Source organism: Streptomyces ortus (assembly GCF_026341275.1).
Lineage (GTDB): Bacteria > Actinomycetota > Actinomycetes > Streptomycetales > Streptomycetaceae > Streptomyces > Streptomyces ortus.
In genome coordinates this window covers 5,938,802-5,955,066 of sequence record NZ_JAIFZO010000002.1, presented here as the reverse complement: position 1 = coordinate 5,955,066, position 16,265 = coordinate 5,938,802, and the positions used below count along the sequence as shown (strand labels likewise).

At 71.6% G+C, this 16,265-nt stretch carries 15 protein-coding genes and 1 pseudogene; 5 read left to right on the top strand and 11 right to left on the bottom strand.

Annotation, left to right across the window (positions count from 1 at the left end):
- Positions 1-12 precede the first annotated feature (12 nt).
- The gene (locus K3769_RS29620; protein ID WP_267029311.1) at positions 13-207 is read right to left on the bottom strand and encodes a DUF3046 domain-containing protein; all 195 of its coding nucleotides are present in this window, start codon (positions 205-207) and stop codon (positions 13-15) included.
- Positions 208-287: 80 nt separating this feature from the next.
- On the opposite strand from K3769_RS29620, the gene K3769_RS29615 reads away from it, so the two are divergent.
- The gene (locus K3769_RS29615; protein WP_267029310.1) at positions 288-1,232 is read left to right on the top strand and encodes a hypothetical protein; all 945 of its coding nucleotides are present in this window, start codon (positions 288-290) and stop codon (positions 1,230-1,232) included.
- Between the two features lie 30 nt (positions 1,233-1,262).
- Here K3769_RS29615 and K3769_RS29610 read toward each other — a convergent pair whose 3' ends face one another.
- The 3 genes from K3769_RS29610 to K3769_RS29600 are packed head-to-tail and all read right to left on the bottom strand — an operon-like array spanning position 1,263 to position 3,203.
- Positions 1,263-1,571 (bottom strand): AzlD domain-containing protein, encoded by a 309-nt coding sequence (locus K3769_RS29610; protein ID WP_267029309.1) that lies wholly within the window; start codon positions 1,569-1,571, stop codon positions 1,263-1,265.
- Positions 1,568-2,338: an AzlC family ABC transporter permease gene (locus K3769_RS29605; RefSeq protein WP_372515065.1), complete on the bottom strand. Its 771-nt coding sequence runs from the start codon at positions 2,336-2,338 to the stop codon at positions 1,568-1,570. Before K3769_RS29605 ends, K3769_RS29610 begins: the two co-directional genes overlap by 4 nt.
- Positions 2,339-2,363: 25 nt before the next feature.
- Positions 2,364-3,203: an AraC family transcriptional regulator gene (locus tag K3769_RS29600; protein ID WP_267029308.1), complete on the bottom strand. Its 840-nt coding sequence runs from the start codon at positions 3,201-3,203 to the stop codon at positions 2,364-2,366.
- Positions 3,204-3,523: 320 nt separating this feature from the next.
- Between K3769_RS29600 and K3769_RS41190 the strand changes: the two are divergent.
- From K3769_RS41190 to K3769_RS29585, 4 genes and pseudogenes are all read left to right on the top strand, one after another.
- Positions 3,524-3,685: pseudogene (locus K3769_RS41190) on the top strand (hypothetical protein); the annotation flags it as partial.
- Positions 3,686-3,803: 118 nt separating this feature from the next.
- Positions 3,804-8,501: an Lhr family ATP-dependent helicase gene (locus tag K3769_RS29595; protein WP_372515064.1), complete on the top strand. Its 4,698-nt coding sequence runs from the start codon at positions 3,804-3,806 to the stop codon at positions 8,499-8,501.
- Positions 8,502-8,707: 206 nt separating this feature from the next.
- The gene (locus K3769_RS29590) at positions 8,708-9,556 is read left to right on the top strand and encodes an Fpg/Nei family DNA glycosylase (protein WP_267029307.1); all 849 of its coding nucleotides are present in this window, start codon (positions 8,708-8,710) and stop codon (positions 9,554-9,556) included.
- Positions 9,557-9,587: 31 nt separating this feature from the next.
- A complete protein-coding gene (locus K3769_RS29585) occupies positions 9,588-10,352 on the top strand; it encodes an SDR family NAD(P)-dependent oxidoreductase (protein WP_267029306.1) in 765 nt (254 codons plus the stop codon).
- A 78-nt stretch (positions 10,353-10,430) separates the two neighbouring features.
- On the opposite strand, the gene K3769_RS29580 is transcribed toward K3769_RS29585, so the two are convergent.
- From K3769_RS29580 to K3769_RS29550, 7 genes are all read right to left on the bottom strand, one after another.
- On the bottom strand, positions 10,431-10,718 hold the full coding sequence (locus tag K3769_RS29580) for a hypothetical protein (RefSeq protein WP_267029305.1): 288 nt from the start codon (positions 10,716-10,718) through the stop codon (positions 10,431-10,433).
- Positions 10,719-10,863: 145 nt separating this feature from the next.
- On the bottom strand, positions 10,864-11,334 hold the full coding sequence (locus tag K3769_RS29575) for a Dps family protein (RefSeq protein ID WP_267029304.1): 471 nt from the start codon (positions 11,332-11,334) through the stop codon (positions 10,864-10,866).
- A gap of 292 nt (positions 11,335-11,626) precedes the next feature.
- Positions 11,627-12,001 carry a helix-turn-helix domain-containing protein gene (locus K3769_RS29570; RefSeq protein WP_210889310.1) on the bottom strand — a complete coding sequence of 125 codons (375 nt, stop codon included), beginning with the start codon at positions 11,999-12,001 and terminating at the stop codon, positions 11,627-11,629.
- A gap of 109 nt (positions 12,002-12,110) precedes the next feature.
- Entirely contained in the window at positions 12,111-12,656 is a 546-nt protein-coding gene (locus K3769_RS29565; protein ID WP_267029303.1) for a CinA family protein, read from the bottom strand.
- The gene (gene pgsA, locus K3769_RS29560; RefSeq protein WP_267029302.1) at positions 12,653-13,570 is read right to left on the bottom strand and encodes a CDP-diacylglycerol--glycerol-3-phosphate 3-phosphatidyltransferase; all 918 of its coding nucleotides are present in this window, start codon (positions 13,568-13,570) and stop codon (positions 12,653-12,655) included. The genes K3769_RS29565 and pgsA overlap by 4 nt, the downstream gene beginning before the upstream one ends.
- Complete coding sequence (rimO, locus tag K3769_RS29555; protein ID WP_267029301.1) at positions 13,567-15,048, bottom strand: 30S ribosomal protein S12 methylthiotransferase RimO; 1,482 nt, start codon at positions 15,046-15,048, stop codon at positions 13,567-13,569. The genes pgsA and rimO overlap by 4 nt, the downstream gene beginning before the upstream one ends.
- Before the next feature lie 127 nt (positions 15,049-15,175).
- Entirely contained in the window at positions 15,176-16,033 is an 858-nt protein-coding gene (locus K3769_RS29550) for a helix-turn-helix domain-containing protein (RefSeq protein WP_267029300.1), read from the bottom strand.
- Positions 16,034-16,265 lie beyond the last annotated feature (232 nt).

The following is a 16,265-nucleotide window of genomic DNA, read 5'->3' as shown; positions in this document are numbered from 1 at the left end:
CTTCGTGATCGCTCAGCGCGATTCGTGGGGAACGTCCACCGCCGTGCACACCGCGCGCCACACGTCCTTCGCCTCCCAGCCAGCGTCCAGCGCCTGCCGCACCGTACGCCCGCCGAGTTCCGACATCACATGATCGCGCGCGAAGGTGTCGGCGTACTCCGTACCGAAGTGCTCCGACATCCGCTCCCAGAAGACCGTCAACCGCATGACTCCATTATCCCGCCCCTGAGGGTGGACCCGAGCCGGGACCGCTTGCCGAGAACGCTTTCCGTCCTACGGTCTGGCCCATGGCCGAATCAGGAGCATCCCCACTCCCCCCGACGCCCCCGGCGCACACTCCCGTCGCCCGCGCCGCGCAGTTCATCTGGCTCACCGCGCGCGTACTGGAGCAGCGGCGTTTCGCGTACCACTTCCTGGGCGGCGGCGCGGACGAGGTCGAGACCGCGCTGTCCGCCTACCGCAACGAGGACGACGGGTACGGCCACGCGCTGGAGCCCGACCTGCGCGGCCCGGTCAGCCAGCCCCTGCACGTCGGACACGCGCTGCGGGTCCTGGACTCGATCGGGCGCTGCGGCGGACAGCGGGTGGAACGCGTATGCCGTTATCTGACCGCCGTGTCGACGCAGGACGGCGCGCTTCCGGCGATCCTCCCCAGTCAGCGGGGCTATCCGTCGGCGCCCTTCGTCCCGATCGTGGACGACCCGCCCAGCGAACTGCTCGCCACCGGCCCCGTGGTGGGCCTGCTGCACCGCAACGAGGTCTGGCACGCCTGGCTGTTCCGGGCCACCGACTTCTGCTGGCAGGCGGTCGAGTCCCTGGAGAAGACACATCCGTACGAGGTCGAGGCCGCCGTGGCCTTCCTCGACTCCGCCCCCGACCGGCCGCGCGCGGAGGAGGCCGCCGACCGGCTCGGCCGTCTGGTGCGCGAACAACGACTCGCGGCGCTGGATCCGGAGGACCTCGACGCGTTCCCCGTGGCACCCGGTTACGCGCCGGGGGAACACCACCTGCCGCACGACTACGCGAAGACGCCGGACTCCCTCGCGCGCGCGTGGTTCACCGACGAGGAGATGACCCGCTCCCTTGACTTCCTGAGAACACAGCAGCGGGAGGACGGCGGCTGGCCGATCCGCTGGCGCCAATGGGCTCCGGGCACGGCCTTGGAGGCCCGCCCCATCGTCACGATCGAAGCACTGCGCACCCTGAGGGCACACGGCCTGCCGATCAGCTGAAGCCTCCTCCCTCCGCGGCCATGGCCCTTGTCAGCCGGTCATGGCCCGCACTCCTGCCGTGACCAGCACAGCCACAGCGACGACCACCAGGAAGGGAGCACGCAGCAGCAGCGCCACGCCGGCCGCGGCAAGCCCCGCGGCCTTGGCGTCCAGCACCAGGAGACGGCCGTCGGCGAAGGTCTGCTGAGCGGTCAGGGCCGCCAGCAGGGCGACGGGCACCAGGGCGGCCAGCCGCTGGACGAGCGGCCTCTCCAGAACGCCCGCGGGAATCAGCAGGCCGATGAGTTTCACCGCATAACAACCGACAGCGGTCGCACCGATGGCGATCCAGACGTTCACCGCTTCTCCTCCACCGCGTCACGCCCGCCGACGGACTCCGTACGCGCCCGGCGGCGTCCGTCGGCCCACAGGGCGACAGGGGCTGACAGCGCAGCCACCAGCACGGGAACACCGGCAGGCAGTACGGGCAGCAGCCCGAGTCCGAGAACGACCGCAAGACAGGCGACAACGCGCTCCAGTGCTGTCCTGACCATGGGCGCGAGCAACGCCAGAAAAACGGCCGGCCCGGCCGCGTCGAGACCCCACACGTCGGTGTCACCGATGGCCTCGGCGCCCAGCGCACCGAGCAAGGTGGTCAGGTTCCACAGCACGTACAGGGACAGTCCGGTGACGGTGAACCCGATGCGCACGCCGCGTCGCGTGGACTGGGCGAGAGCCACGGCAGTGGTCTCGTCGATGACCCACTGAGCGGCGAACGGCCGCACCGCGCGCGGGAGGGCCAGCAACTGCGACAGACGCAGTCCGTAGAAGGCGTTGCGCACCCCGAGGAAGAACGCGCCCGCCGCGGCCGTGAACGGATTGCCCCCGCCGGCCAGCGCCCCCACGAGGGCGAACTGCGAGGCGCCGGTGAACACCAGAAGACTCAGAGCACAGGTCTGCAACACCGTGAGCCCACCACCCGCCGAGGTCACTCCGAAGGCGAACCCCGAGAGTCCGACGGCCACCCCCACCCCGAGCGCGTCCCGCACCACGGCGGCATCGGATCTCCCACTGCCGTCACTTCGCCCATCCGCCGCTATGTCCGCGGTAACTGTCTCTTCTGCCACGCCTGGGACCCTAGGCCGGCCCGGGCTACGGATCTTGTACGTTCTTGCGCTCGCGCTGGTAGGCCCCCGGCGGCACACCCACGATCCGGGTGAAGTGCCGATTGAGGTGCGGCTGGTCGGTGAAGCCCACGGCGAGCGCGACCTCGGCGGGCACGACTCCCGCGTCCAGCAGCCGACGCGCGCGCCGCACACGGACATCGGTGAGCCACGCGTGGGGCGGCATGCCATAGGCGTCCCGAAAGGCACGCAGCAACGCAAACGAACCGGTCCCCAGCTCCCCGGCGAGCTGTTCCAGAGTGGGGGGCCGCACCATCCGCTCTTCGAGAACCGCACGCGCGCGTGCGGCCGCCCGGGCCCCCGCCGTCCGCACAACCCGCTGCGGCAGCGTTCCCCCATTGATCCTCAGCAGCCGAGTCACGGCCACCCGCAACAACGTGTCGGCGGCAAGCGCGTTGCCCTCGTCGGCGGCACGCAACACCTGATGCACCAGCCCCACGGAGTACGGATCATCGACGACCGGGTTCACAAAGCCGGGCGCACCACGCAGAACAGTCGTCTCGGCGGCGATCTCCGCCACCAGCTCGGGCGACGGATAGACCGCTCCGTACCGCCAGCCCTCGGGAACCCCGGCACGCCCCGTGTGCGGAGTGTCGGGATTGACCAGCGCGAGGGCCCCGGCCGCGGCGTACTGATCGGCCCCACCGTGATGGAAGACCTCCACCCCGTCGGAGATGGCGGCGATGACGAAGTTCTCGTGCGTATGCCGGACAAAGGTCTTCCGCACATACCGGGCACGCAGCAGATCGACACCGGGCAGCTCCGCATACCGCCAGTGCCGAGCCCGCTCCTGCCCCACACCCGCCATACATCCCATTCTCCGCCACCACTCACCACGCGCATGCCCTTACGCGCCCCCGCCTCGGAGCCGCAGCCGCCCGACCGACGAAGGGGCCGGTCCGGGGGTATCCGCCCGCAGCGGCCGGCGCGCAACAACAGCACCTGTCCAAACAAACAGCTTCGCGCCGGACCGAGGACGGATGCCCCGACCGGCCCCGCCCCCCGGCAAACAGCGCAACCCGGCCCCAGCACGCCCCCTGTACCGTCCCCCTCCCCCTCGTCACCCCCCGCCCCGTCCCCCGTCCCCGTCCCCGCAGGTCAGCCCCATTGTCAGTGCCCGGGTGCAGGATGGACACCGGTCAGCCACGCACGGGCCCTGAGGGCTTCTCCCCCGCGACCCGCGCCTGGTTCACAGGGGCCTTCTCCGCGCCCACCGACGCCCAGGCCGGCGCGTGGAAGGCCATCGGCGAGGGCTCGGACGTGCTGGTGGTAGCCCCGACCGGCTCCGGCAAGACCCTGGCCGCGTTCCTCGCCGCACTGGACCAGCTGGCCTCGACCCCACCCCCCGCCGACCCCAAGAAGCGCTGCCGAGTCTCTACGTCTCCCCCTCAAAGCCCTCGCGGTGGACGTGGAACGGAACCTCCGCAGCCCCCTGACAGGCATCCGCCAGGAAGCCGTCCGCCTGGGCCACCCCGAGCCCGAGGTGAAGGTCGGCATCCGCTCAGGCGACACCCCACCCGCCGAGCGCCGCACCCTGGCCACCCGCCCCCCGGACATCCTGATCACGACTCCCGAGTCGCTGTTCCTCATGCTCACCTCGGCCACCCGCGAGGCGCTGACGGGCATCGAGACGGTGATCCTGGACGAGGTGCACGCGGTCGCGGGCACCAAGCGCGGCGCCCACCTGGCCCTGACCCTGGAGCGGCTCGACGAACTCCTGCCGAAACCGGCCCGCCGGATCGGCCTCTCCGCAACGGTCCGCCCGGTGGACGAGGTCGCCCGCTACCTCTCCCCCCGCCGCAAGGTGGAGATCGTCCAGCCCCCCTCCGGCAAGGAATTCGACCTCTCCGTGGTCGTGCCCGTCGAGGATCTGGGCGAGCTGGGCGGCTCCCCGGTGGCCGACTCCAACGAGGGCGCGGAGAAACCCTCCATCTGGCCGCACGTGGAAGAAAAAATCGCCGACCTGGTCCAGTCCCACCGCTCGACGATCGTCTTCGCCAACTCCCGCCGCCTCGCGGAGCGCCTGTGCAACCGGCTCAACGAGATCGCGTACGAGAGGGCGACCGGCGAGCCCTTGGAGGAGCACCACTCCCCGGCCGAGCTGATGGGCGGCTCCGGCGCGTCCCAGGGCGCCCCACAGGTCATCGCACGCGCCCACCACGGCTCGGTCTCCAAGGAACAGCGAGCTCTCGTCGAGGAGGACCTGAAGGCGGGCCGCCTGCCCGCGGTGGTGGCCACCTCAAGCCTTGAGCTGGGCATCGACATGGGAGCGGTGGACCTGGTCATCCAGGTGGAGTCCCCGCCCTCGGTGGCATCGGGCCTCCAGCGCGTGGGCCGCGCGGGCCACCAGGTGGGGGCGGTCTCCACAGGCGTGGTCTTCCCCAAGTACCGAGGCGACCTCGTCCAGGCCGCGGTGGTCACCGAGAGGATGCGAACCGGCTCCATCGAATCCCTCCGCGTCCCGGCGAACCCCCTCGACGTACTGGCCCAGCAGATCGTCGCGATGACGGCACTGGACACCTGGCAGTACGACGACCTGCTGACCACCGTCCGCCGGGCGGCCCCGTTCGCCTCACTCCCCGAGTCGGCGTTCACAGCGGTGCTGGACATGCTCGCGGGCCGCTACCCCTCGGACGCCTTCGCGGAACTGCGTCCCCGCGTCGTGTGGGACCGGGTCGCGGGCACGGTCACGGGCCGCCCCGGCGCCCAGCGCCTGGCCGTCACCTCCGGAGGCACGATCCCCGACCGCGGCCTCTTCGGCGTGTTCCTGGCCGGCTCCGACCCGAAGAAGGGCGGCGGCCGGGTCGGCGAGCTGGACGAGGAGATGGTCTACGAGTCCCGGGTCGGCGACGTGTTCACCCTGGGCACCAGCTCCTGGCGCATCGAGGACATCACCCGCGACCGCGTGCTGGTCTCCCCCGCGCCCGGCGTACCGGGCAGGCTGCCGTTCTGGAAGGGCGACCAGCTCGGACGCCCGCTCGAACTGGGCCGCGCGCTCGGCGCGTTCCTCCGCGAGGTCGGCTCGATGTCCAAGGACGACGCCCGGCTGCGGCTGCTCACCGCGGGCCTGGACGCCTGGGCCGCGGAGAACGTCCTCTCCTACCTGGCCGAACAGCGAGAGGCCTGCGGCCACATCCCGGACGACCGCACCATCGTCGTCGAGCGGTTCCGCGACGAGCTGGGCGACTGGCGGGTCGTCGTGCACTCCCCCTTCGGAGCGCAGGTCCACGCCCCCTGGGCGCTCGCGCTCGGCGCCCGCCTCTCCGAGCGGTACGGCATGGACGCCCAGGTCATGCACGCCGACGACGGCATCGTGCTGCGCCTGCCGGACGCCGATCTGATGAGCCTGGACCTGCTGGACCAGGAGCCCGTGAAGCTCGGCGCGGAGTACGACGCCGAGCAGGCCCCCGTGGGCGCGGCGGACATCGCCTTCGACAAGGGCGAGGTCAACCAGATCGTCACGGACCAGGTCGGCGGCTCGGCCCTGTTCGCCTCCCGTTTCCGTGAGTGCGCGGCCCGCGCCCTGCTGCTCCCGCGCCGCAGCCCGGGCAAGCGCACCCCCCTGTGGCAGCAGCGTCAGCGCGCCGCGCAGCTGCTGCAGGTGGCCAGCGAGTTCGGTTCCTTCCCGATCGTCCTGGAGGCGGTCCGCGAATGCCTCCAGGACGTCTTCGACGTACCGGGTCTCGTCGAGCTGATGGGCGACCTGGAGTCCCGCAAGGTCAGGCTCGTCGAAGTCACGACCCCCGAGCCGTCCCCGTTCGCGCGCTCCCTGCTGTTCGGTTACGTCGCCCAGTTCCTGTACGAGGGCGACTCGCCCCTCGCCGAGCGGCGCGCCGCGGCCCTGTCCCTGGACTCACGTCTGCTCGCCGAGCTGCTCGGCCAGGCGGAGCTGCGCGAGCTATTGGACGCGGATGTCCTGACCGAGCTGGAGCGCGAGCTGCAGTGGCTGACCGAGGACCGCCGGATCAAGGACGCCGAGGGCGTCGCGGACCGGCTGCGGATGCTCGGCCCGCTGACCGAGGCCGAGCTGTCCGAGCGCGGAGCGGATCCGCAGTGGGCCCGTGAGCTGGCCGCGGCCCGCCGCGTCATCCGGGTCAGGATCGCCGGGACGGACCACTGGGCTGCGATCGAGGACGCGGGCCGGCTGCGCGACGCGCTCGGCACCGCCCTGCCCGTCGGGGTCCCGGAAGCCTTCACCGAGCCGGTCAAGGACCCTCTCGGTGACCTCCTCGCCCGGTACGCGCGCACGCACGGCCCGTTCACCTCGACCGCCGCGGCGGCCCGCTTCGGTCTCGGCGTCGCGGTCACCGAAGGGGTCCTGCAGCGGCTCGCGGGCAGCGGCCGTGTCGTACAGGGCGAGTTCCATCCGGCGGGCATCGGCCAGGAGTGGTGTGACGCGGCGGTACTGCGCAGACTGCGGCGCCGCTCGCTCGCGGCGCTGCGCCACGAGCTGGAGCCGGTACCGCCGGCCGCACTGGCGCAGTTCCTGCCGCAGTGGCAGCACCTGGGCAGCGGGCACGGGCTGCGCGGCCTCGACGGGCTCGTACGCGCGGTCGAGCAGTTGCAGGGCGCCTCCGTACCAGCGTCCGCGCTGGAGAAGCTCGTCCTGCCGTCCCGCGTCTCGCACTACGCTCCCGCGATGCTCGACGAGCTGACGGCCGCGGGCGAGGTGGTCTGGGCCGGCGCCGGTGCCCTGCCGGGCAAGGACGGCTGGGTCTCCCTGTACCTGTCGGACGCGGCACCGCTCCTCCTCCCCGCCCCGCACCCCCTGGAGCTGACAGCGCTGCACCAGTCGGTCCTGGACGCGCTCTCCGGCGGCTACGGCCTCTTCTTCCGGCAGATCACCGAGCAGGTCCGGGCCACCACGCACCCGGGGGCCACCGACCCCCAGCTGGCGGACGCGGTCTGGGACCTGGCGTGGTCGGGCCGCCTGACGAACGACACGCTCGGCCCGATGCGTTCCCTGCTGGGCTCGGGCCGCACCGCGGGCTCCACCGCGCACCGCGCGAAGCGCAGGATGCCCCGAGGGCGGTACGGGAGCCTGACGGCCGCCGCACGTCCCACCTCGCGCACGGGCCCGCCGACCGTGGCGGGCCGCTGGTCGCTGCTGCCCGACCCGGAGCCCGACGCCACCGTGCGCGCCCACGCCCTGGCCCGCACCCTGCTCGACCGGCACGGTGTGGTGACCCGGGGCGCGGTCGCCGCGGAGGGCGTGGAGGGCGGCTTCTCCGCCGTCTACCGCGTCCTGTCCGTCTTCGAGGAGAGCGGCCAGGCGCGTCGCGGCTATGTGGTGGAGGGGCTGGGGGCCGCGCAGTTCGCGATGGACGGCGCGGTGGACCGGCTGCGGGCGGTGGCCACGGCACGCGAGCGGGGCGAGTCGCAGCCGGAGCCCGCTTTCCCGGGTGCGCAGGCCCTCAGTCACTCCGGCGCGCCCACCCCGAACCCCTTCGACAGCTCCGCCGGGCACCCGGATCCCTTCGACGGCAACCTGGACTTCCTGTCCACCGACTCCACCGACGCGAGCGCGGACAACGACCCGTACTCCTTGAACGGCGGTTCCGGAAGACCTTCCGGCTTCCGCCCAGGGTCCTCGGCACCTGGATCCTCGGCGCCCGGTGCCGGGCGAGGTTACGCGTCCCCGTACGCCGACTCCCCCCGCTCGGCCCCGCAGGCGTTCCCCGGGGGCGCCTCTTCCCGCACCCGTGCGGGAGGCACGAACCGCGCCATCGTGCTGGCCGCCGCCGACCCCGCGAACGCCTACGGCGCGGCCCTCCCCTGGCCCGAGCCCCCGACCGGCGCCGGCCACAAGCCCGGCCGCAAGGCGGGCTCCCTGGTCGTGCTGGTGGACGGCGAGCTGACGCTCTACATGGAGCGGGGCGGCAAGACGCTCCTGGCGTGGCCCGCCGCCCCGGACGAGACGGCCCTGCACGACGCCCGGCTGCGCACGGCCGCCGAGGCGCTCGCCGCGTCCGCCGGCGCGGGTTCCCTCGGCACGGTCACCGTGGAGCGGGTCAACGGCGCGTCCGCGCTGACGTCCGAGTTCGGCACCCTCCTGGAAGGAGCCGGCTTCCACGCGACCCCCCGCGGCCTGCGCCTGCGCGCTTAGAAACGCTCCCAGAAGCCCCCTCTCCCCACCGACCCGACCGGACACCCCAGCCCAGCCGCCCCCAACCCGGTCCGACCCGAGTCCAGCCCAGCCCGGTCCGAGTCCAGCCCAACCCGAGTCCGCCGGTGCCCGCCTCGGCGGCGCCCCACCCCGGACCGCTTCCCACCGCACGACGTCCCCGCCCACCCCATGTCACCCTGGATCCCATGCCCGAAGGAGACACCGTCTGGCAGGCCACCCGGCGCCTGCACAACGCCCTCGCGGGCCACGTGCTGACCGTTTCCGACCTCAGGGTCCCCAAGTACGCCTTGACCGACCTCACCGGGCGTACGGTCCTGAACGTCATCCCGCGCGGGAAGCACCTGCTCACCCGCGTCGAGGGCGGCCTGACCCTCCACTCGCACCTGCGGATGGACGGTGCCTGGAAGATCTACGCCCCCGGCGATCGCTGGCGCGGCGGCCCCGCCCACCAGATCCGCGCGATCCTCGGCACCGAGGAACGCACGGCCGTCGGCTACCGCCTCCCCGTCCTGGAACTGCTCCACACCGCCGACGAGGACCGCGCGGTCGGGCATCTCGGCCCCGACCTCCTGGGCCCCGACTGGGACCCCGACAAGGCTCTGGCGAACCTCCTCAGCGACCCCGACCGCGCCCTCGGCGAAGCCCTCCTCGACCAGCGCAATCTCGCGGGCATCGGCAACGTCTTCAAGAGCGAGATCTGCTTCCTGCTCCGCGTCACCCCATGGCTCCCCGTCGGGGCGCTCCCCACCGAGTACGCCGCCCACCTGCCGACGGTCTCCAAGAAACTCCTGGACTACAACCGCGAGCGCCCCACCCGCGTCACCACCGGCCGCAGCGACCAGACCCTGTTCGTCTACGGCCGCGCGGGCCGCCCCTGCCTGCGCTGCGGCACCCGGATCCGCGTGGCGGAGCAGGGCGACGGTTCCCGCGAGCGCCCCACTTACTGGTGCCCGTCCTGTCAGCCGGGCCCGTATCCGCAGCCCGGCACATCCCAGCGGCCCAGCAGGACACCGGCATCCCGCGAGAACAATTGACGGACCGTCAGGTCGCTCGTACGGTCCCTATATGCCCGTCACGGCGTACGACCTCACCGGCCGCACCGCTTTCGTCACCGGCGCTGCGAGCGGCATCGGCCGCGCCTGTGCCGTGCTGCTCGCACAGGCGGGTGCGAGCGTCCACTGCGCGGACCTGGACGCCCAGGGCCTGGACGAGACGGCCGCCCTGATCAAGGACGCGAGCGGCACGGCCCGTACCCATCCCCTCGATGTCACCGACCACACCCGGCTCGGCGAGGCGGTCGCGGCCTGCGCACGCCTGGACGTGATGGCCGCCGTCGCGGGGATCATGCACAGCAGCACGGTCCTGGAGACCCGCGACGAGGATCTCGACCGGGTCCTGGCGGTCAACTTCAAGGGCGTCCTGTACGCCTGCCAGGCGGCGGCTCGTTCGATGCTGGCCTCCAGGACGCACGGCAGCATCATCACGATGGCGTCGGGAGCCGTGGACACCGGCGGGCCGGGGCTGCTCTGCTACGGAGCCGCGAAGGCAGCCGTCGTGCAGTTGACGAAGACTCTGGCCACCGAGATGGGCCCGCACGGCATCCGGGTCAACGCGGTCGCGCCGGGCTGGATCCGTACCCCCATGACCGACCGGCACGACGACGAGGCCCAGGCCCGTACGGAGGACTTCATGTCACGGATGTCTCCCCTGGGCCGGGTCGGCGAACCCGAGGACATCGCCCACGCGGTCCTGCACCTCGCCTCCGACGCCTCTGCGTTCACGACGGGTCAGATACTCCGCCCCAACGGGGGCGTGGCGATGCCTTGGTGAAAACCAGAACAACCCGCACCACCGCGTCCCCAACAACCCGCCCCCCCTCCACACACGGACACCACGCCCGCGGGCACTTCAAAGAGGCCCACCCCGCTCAAGCAACGGCCCCCGTCGCCTCCGCCACGCCGTCGCGGCCCGCCGCATCCACTGATCCGACCCGGCCGCCCCCACGGCCTGCCGCTTGGGCACGCAGTGCACAGGAAGCAGGCTCAGCCCCCACCCGCCGGCCGCGACCGCTCCCTCCAGCACACCGGCATCGGCGGCGAAGGCCAGCCGTATCACCGCCCACCACCACAGTCCTCCGGCGCCCAGGGCCAGCACCCACCTGCCTATTCGCCCGATGCGTCCCATCCGCCCAGTCATGGCACCGCCTCCAGCCCGACGCTAGACCGCCGCGTTTCCCTCTCGACAGGGCGCACCAGCACTACGGGAGCGCGCGGGGCGCACCGACGGCTCCCGTCCCGCCGCGGCACGCCCCGGCACGCCCCGGGCAGAGACGCCCTCGCCGCTACCCGTTCTCCGCCTGGAACATCCAGTGGTGCTTCTCAAGGTCCGCGGTGATCTGGATGAAGATGTCCTGGCTCACCGGGTCCGCCTCCCCCGTCGCCCCCACCCGCTGCCGCATCCGCCCGATCACCGCGCCGAGGGCGTCCACGAGGGCTCCCACCGCGTCCGTGTCCTTCACCCAGCCGTCCTGCACGGGACCGATCCCGCTGCTGTTGGCGACGGTCACGGCACGTCCGTCCGGCGAGACACCGAGCGTGGAGGCACGTTCCGCCACGGTGTCGGAGTGCAGCCTGGCGGTGTCGACGACCTCGTCGAGCTGGAGGTGGACGGACCTGAAACGCGGTCCGACGACGTTCCAGTGGACCTGCTTCGCCACGAGCGACAGATCCACCAGGTCGACCAGAGCGCCCTGGAGCGCCTCGGACACGGTCTTCAGATCGGCATCGGACAGCGGACTCTTCACGACGTACATCGATATCCTCCGGTCAGCAGCACCCTCGGGCCTTGCCCCGCCCTCCACCATCGCCGCCCCAGCCGATACCGGCAAACGCGGCAAATCCACCGTTCCCCGGATGCCGCACCCTCGACGCAACGCGAAAGCCCCGGCCGCACTCCTCCAGGTCTCCCCGGAGAAGCCCCGGCCGGGGCTTTCACACAAGTTCTTCTCGGTGCCGCTTGCGAGTTCTTCTCAGTGCCACTTCCCGGCGCTGCGAACGCGCCGAGAGCGGCACCTCTCCCGGCTCACAGGAGTGAGCCGACGGGCGTCACGCGGCGACGACGTCGACCGCCTCCGCAGGCGCCTTGATGGTCACCCGCTCCGGCGGCACACTGCTCACCGACACGGAGTTGAGCCTCGGGCGTACTGGTGTGGGCACAGGCTCGGTGGCCGCTGCCGACCGGGCCAGCTCGGCCAGAGCGAGTTCGTCGCTCACTTCTCGCATGAGTTCGGACATCCGTACGTCCAGCGCGTCGCAGATCGCGGAGAGCAGTTCGGAGGAAGCCTCCTTCTGCCCCCGCTCCACCTCTGAGAGATAGCCGAGTGAAACTCGGGCGGACGAGGAGACTTCGCGCAGAGTACGGCCCTGGCGCTGGCGCTGCCGACGCAGCACGTCACCAAGCAGGCGACGGAGCAGAATCATCGGTGGCTCCCTCCTCGGTCCGCGTAGCCGCATCCTTCTCGCCCCACCGTACCGCCTTGCGCCGCGGCCGTGCGGGGAGCGATGTCGTGTTCACTCAGGGCTGCAAACATCAAAACCCCCCGTTCTGTTCCGTATCCTGTGCCCGATCATTCCCAGGGTGTTCGCTCACAAGCCGCTCCAGAAGCAGGGCGAGCACGCTCCGTACACTCTCCATACGGATTTCCGTCCGGGAGCCGTTCAACCGCAACGCGGACACTTTCCCGCCAAGAGCGCTTTCATGCCTCGCCCCCGCCGGTCCGGCGACGGCGATGAAAACCGTGCCGACCGGCCGGCCGTCCTGGGGTTCCGGGCCCGCGACTCCGGTGGTCGATATGCCCCAGTCGGCGCCGAGCACCTTGCGGGCGCCGGCCGCCATCTGGGCCGCGACCTGCGGGTCCACCGCTCCGCGCTGATCCAGCAGAGTGGCGTCGACCCCCAGCACGTCGCGTTTGAGGTCGGTGGCGTACGCGGTCACCGAGCCGCGGAAGGCCTTGGAGGCCCCGGGCACCGACGCGAGCTCCGCGGCCACCAGACCGCCGGTCAGCGACTCCGCGACAGCGAGGGTTTCACCCCTCACTGTCAGTAGTCGCAGCACTTCGGCGGCCGTGGACGTCACGCTTCCGCCTCCTCGGCGGCGGCCTTCCGCTCGGCGATTCCCTCGCGCCGCAGCACAATGGCCTGTCTTACATAGTCGGCGCCGGTGACGACGGTCAGGGCGACCGCCCCGGCCATCACCCAGAACCTCAGGGTCGCCAGCGGCCCCGTCAGTGCCAGCACGTACATCCCGACGGCGATGCCCTGCGTCAGTGTCTTCAGCTTGCCGCCGCGGCTGGCCGGGATCACGCCGTAGCGGATCACCCAGAAGCGCAGCAGGGTGATCCCGAGCTCCCGCCCGAGGATGACCCCCGTCACCCACCACGGCAGATCGCCGAGGTAGGAGAGACAGATCAGCGCCGCTCCCATGATCGCTTTGTCGGCGATCGGGTCGGCGATCTTCCCGAAGTCGGTGACGAGGTTGTACGTCCGTGCGAGATGGCCGTCGAAGACGTCCGTGATCATGGCGACGGCGAAGGCCGCCCAGGCCCAGGCGCGCCACACGGGGTCGTAGCCGCCGTCGGCGAGCATCAGCGCCACGAAGCCCGGCACGAGTACGAGCCGGAGCATGGTGAGCAGATTGGCGACGTTCCACACGCTGGCCTGGTTGACGGCCGCGTCGATCAGCTTGCCGCCCCGCGGCGTCTTCGACCCCTGACCACCCGAGACGCCCGTACCCGATACACCCGCGCCGGATACGCCCGTACTGGAAGCACGCGTACCGGAGACCGGCGATCCCGTGGTCCCCGACCCTGTGGTTCCCGTGGTCCCCGACCCTGTGGTTCCCGTGGTCCCCGACCCTGTGGTTCCCGTGGTCCCCGAGCCCGTGGTTCCCGAACCGGAGGTTCCCGCGCGGGGGGCGTCGGGAGCACCGGCGGCACCGCGTGTACCGGGCGCGCCGGAGCCGCCCGTCGCAGGTGCCGGGACTCCGGTCATCTGGCCGCCTCCTCAGTACCTACGAGCGAGCCCGGGAGCGGCTCGGCCACCAGGTCGACACCTTCCGTACCGACCACCTTCGCCTCGACCATACGGCCGACGGTCAGTCCTTCGCCGCTCGTGAACTGCACCTGGCCGTCGGTCTCGGGCGCCTGGTGCGCGGCGCGGCCGTACGCCGGCTCGTCGTCCGCCGCCGATCCGAGGGACTCGACCAGCACCTGGAGGGTCTCGCCGACGCGCTCCTCCGCCCGCTGGGAGACCAGTTCCTCGGCGAGCCGGGACACCCGCGCGAGGCGCTCGGCGACGACGTCCTCGTCCAGCTTGTTCTCGTAGGTGGCCGCTTCGGTGCCGTCCTCGTCGGAGTAACCGAAGACACCGATGGCGTCCAGCCGCGCGGCGGTCAGGAATCGCTCCAGCTCCGCCAGGTCGTCCGCCGTCTCACCGGGGAAGCCCACGATGAAGTTCGACCGCACGCCGGCCTGCGGGGCCTTGGAGCGGATCGTGTCGAGGAGTCCCAGGAACTGCTCGGTGTTCCCGAAGCGCCGCATGGCGCGCAGCACCCCGGGGGCGGAGTGCTGGAAGGACAGGTCGAAGTAGGGGGCGATGTTCGGCGTGGAGGTCAGTACGTCGATGAGCCCGGGGCGCATCTCGGCGGGCTGCAGGTAGCTGACCCGCACCCGCTCGATGCCCTCGACCTCCGCCAGCTCGGGCAGCAGCGTCTCCAGGAGGCGGATGTCGCCGAGGTCCTTGCCGTAGGAGGTGTTGTTCTCGGAGACCAGCATGACCTCCTTCACGCCCTGCCCGGCGAGCCAGCGCGTCTCGCCCAGGACGTCACTGGGGCGGCGCGAGATGAAGGAGCCGCGGAAGGACGGGATGGCGCAGAAGGAGCAGCGCCGGTCGCAGCCGGAGGCGAGCTTCACGGAGGCCACCGGGGAGCCGTCGAGCCGTCGGCGCAGGGGCGCACGGGGGCCCGAGTCGGGGGCAAGTCCTTCGGGGAGGTCGACGGGGCCGTGTCCCGGAAGGGCGACCTCCGCTCCGGCGTCCTGCCGCTCGGCGGGGCTGATCGGCAGCAGCTTGCGCCGGTCGCGCGGGGTGTGGGCGGCGTGGATCCCGCCGTTCAGGATGGTCTGGAGCCGGTCGGAGATGTCGGCGTAGTCGTCGAAGCCGAGTACGCCGTCGGCCTCGGGCAGCGCCTCGGCCAGTTCCTTGCCGTACCGCTCGGCCATGCAGCCGACGGCGACGACCGCCTGGGTTCTGCCGTGACCCTTGAGGTCGTTGGCTTCCAGGAGGGCGTCGACGGAGTCCTTCTTGGCGGCCTCGACGAAGCCACAGGTGTTGACGACGGCGACGTCCGCGTTCTCGGCGTCCTCCACGAGGTGCCAGCCGTCCGCCTCCAAACGGCCTGCGAGCTCCTCCGAGTCCACCTCGTTACGGGCGCAGCCAAGGGTGACGAGTGCGACGGTACGGCGTTCAGGCATGGGCTCAAGACTACTTCGTCCCACTGACAGCCCACGTCGACGGGGTTGGCCGATCCCGGCCGCCCCCGTTCCCGCCTGCCCGGAAGGCCCGACGGAGGTGCGAACACGCCTCCCGGTGCGGTCCGGCTCAGCCGACCTCGGGGTCGCCCTTCGTGTAGGTCAGGCGCTCCACCTGGCCCGACTGGAACTCGTCGTCGATCTTCTTGCCGTTGACGTACAGCTGGATGGCGCCCGCGTCGCCGAGGACGAGATCGACCTTCTCCTTGTCCTGGAAGGTCTTGGAGTCGCCCTGTTCGAGCAGGCCGTCGAAGAGCAGCCGTCCGTTGTGGTCCTTGGCCGAGATCCAGCTGCGGCCGTCGGGGGCGCTGACCTGGACGGTGACCTTGTCCTGCGGCGCGGCCGCGATGGCGTCGGACGCGTCGGACTTCGGGGTCTCCGGCTTGGTCGGGCTCGGCTTGGTCTTGGCGGGCTTGCTGGCGGTGGGGGTCGACCCCTCCGCGACCTGCGTCGTCTTGCCGTCGCCGTCGTCACCGCTGAACATCGTGAAGCCGACGAAGCCGATCACGGCGACGATCGCGGCGACCATGGCCGCGGTCCAGTTGGGTCCCCGGCGCTCGGGACGGATGCGCTCCGCCTCGAACATGGGTGCGGCGGGGGTGGGCGCGGGCCGACCGCCGTGGTCCGCGTCGTAGCGCTTGAGCAGCACGGCCGGGTCGAGGTCGACGGCGCGGGCGAGCGTCTTGATGTGCCCGCGCGCGTAGACGTCGCCGCCGCAGGGGCCGAAGTCGTCCTGCTCGATCGCGTGCACGATGGCGATACGGACCCGGGTGGCGTTACTGACGTCGTCGACGGTCAGCCCCGCCGCGATGCGCGCCTGCCGCAGGGCGTGGCCTACCGAAGGCTGATCGTCCTCTACGGAGGGGCGCTCGTCCTGGGGGGAGGTGTCGTCGGAGGAGTGGTCGTCAGGGGAGTTGCCGATGGACACGGGGGCGCCTTTCGAGCGTAAAGCCACCTGTGCTGGGGGTTCAGTCTAGGGGGGGTGAGAAAGAGTGGGGCAACCGGGCGACAGGACTTTGTACGCCATCAGAATGGCCGGTCATCCTGATGCCGGGACATGCCTCTGTCCCTTCCCTCAACTTGACGTGCGACGAAGGGAAACGGTTGCTCACCGTTTCCTTACGGGTGAGTCACGTTCGGATCACCCCGGCGGCCCCGAC

Bases quoted from the DNA above. Each gene is read 5' to 3' on its own strand.
- K3769_RS29620 (WP_267029311.1), bottom strand. From the start codon at position 207: ATGCGGTTGACGGTCTTCTGGGAGCGGATGTCGGAGCACTTCGGTACG.
- K3769_RS29615 (WP_267029310.1), top strand. From the start codon at position 288: ATGGCCGAATCAGGAGCATCCCCACTCCCCCCGACGCCCCCGGCGCAC.
- K3769_RS29600 (WP_267029308.1), bottom strand. From the start codon at position 3,203: ATGGCGGGTGTGGGGCAGGAGCGGGCTCGGCACTGGCGGTATGCGGAG.
- K3769_RS29590 (WP_267029307.1), top strand. From the start codon at position 8,708: ATGCCCGAAGGAGACACCGTCTGGCAGGCCACCCGGCGCCTGCACAAC.
- K3769_RS29585 (WP_267029306.1), top strand. From the start codon at position 9,588: ATGCCCGTCACGGCGTACGACCTCACCGGCCGCACCGCTTTCGTCACC.
- K3769_RS29580 (WP_267029305.1), bottom strand. From the start codon at position 10,718: ATGACTGGGCGGATGGGACGCATCGGGCGAATAGGCAGGTGGGTGCTG.
- K3769_RS29575 (WP_267029304.1), bottom strand. From the start codon at position 11,334: ATGTACGTCGTGAAGAGTCCGCTGTCCGATGCCGATCTGAAGACCGTG.
- K3769_RS29570 (WP_210889310.1), bottom strand. From the start codon at position 12,001: ATGATTCTGCTCCGTCGCCTGCTTGGTGACGTGCTGCGTCGGCAGCGC.
- pgsA (WP_267029302.1), bottom strand. From the start codon at position 13,570: ATGACCGGAGTCCCGGCACCTGCGACGGGCGGCTCCGGCGCGCCCGGT.
- rimO (WP_267029301.1), bottom strand. From the start codon at position 15,048: ATGCCTGAACGCCGTACCGTCGCACTCGTCACCCTTGGCTGCGCCCGT.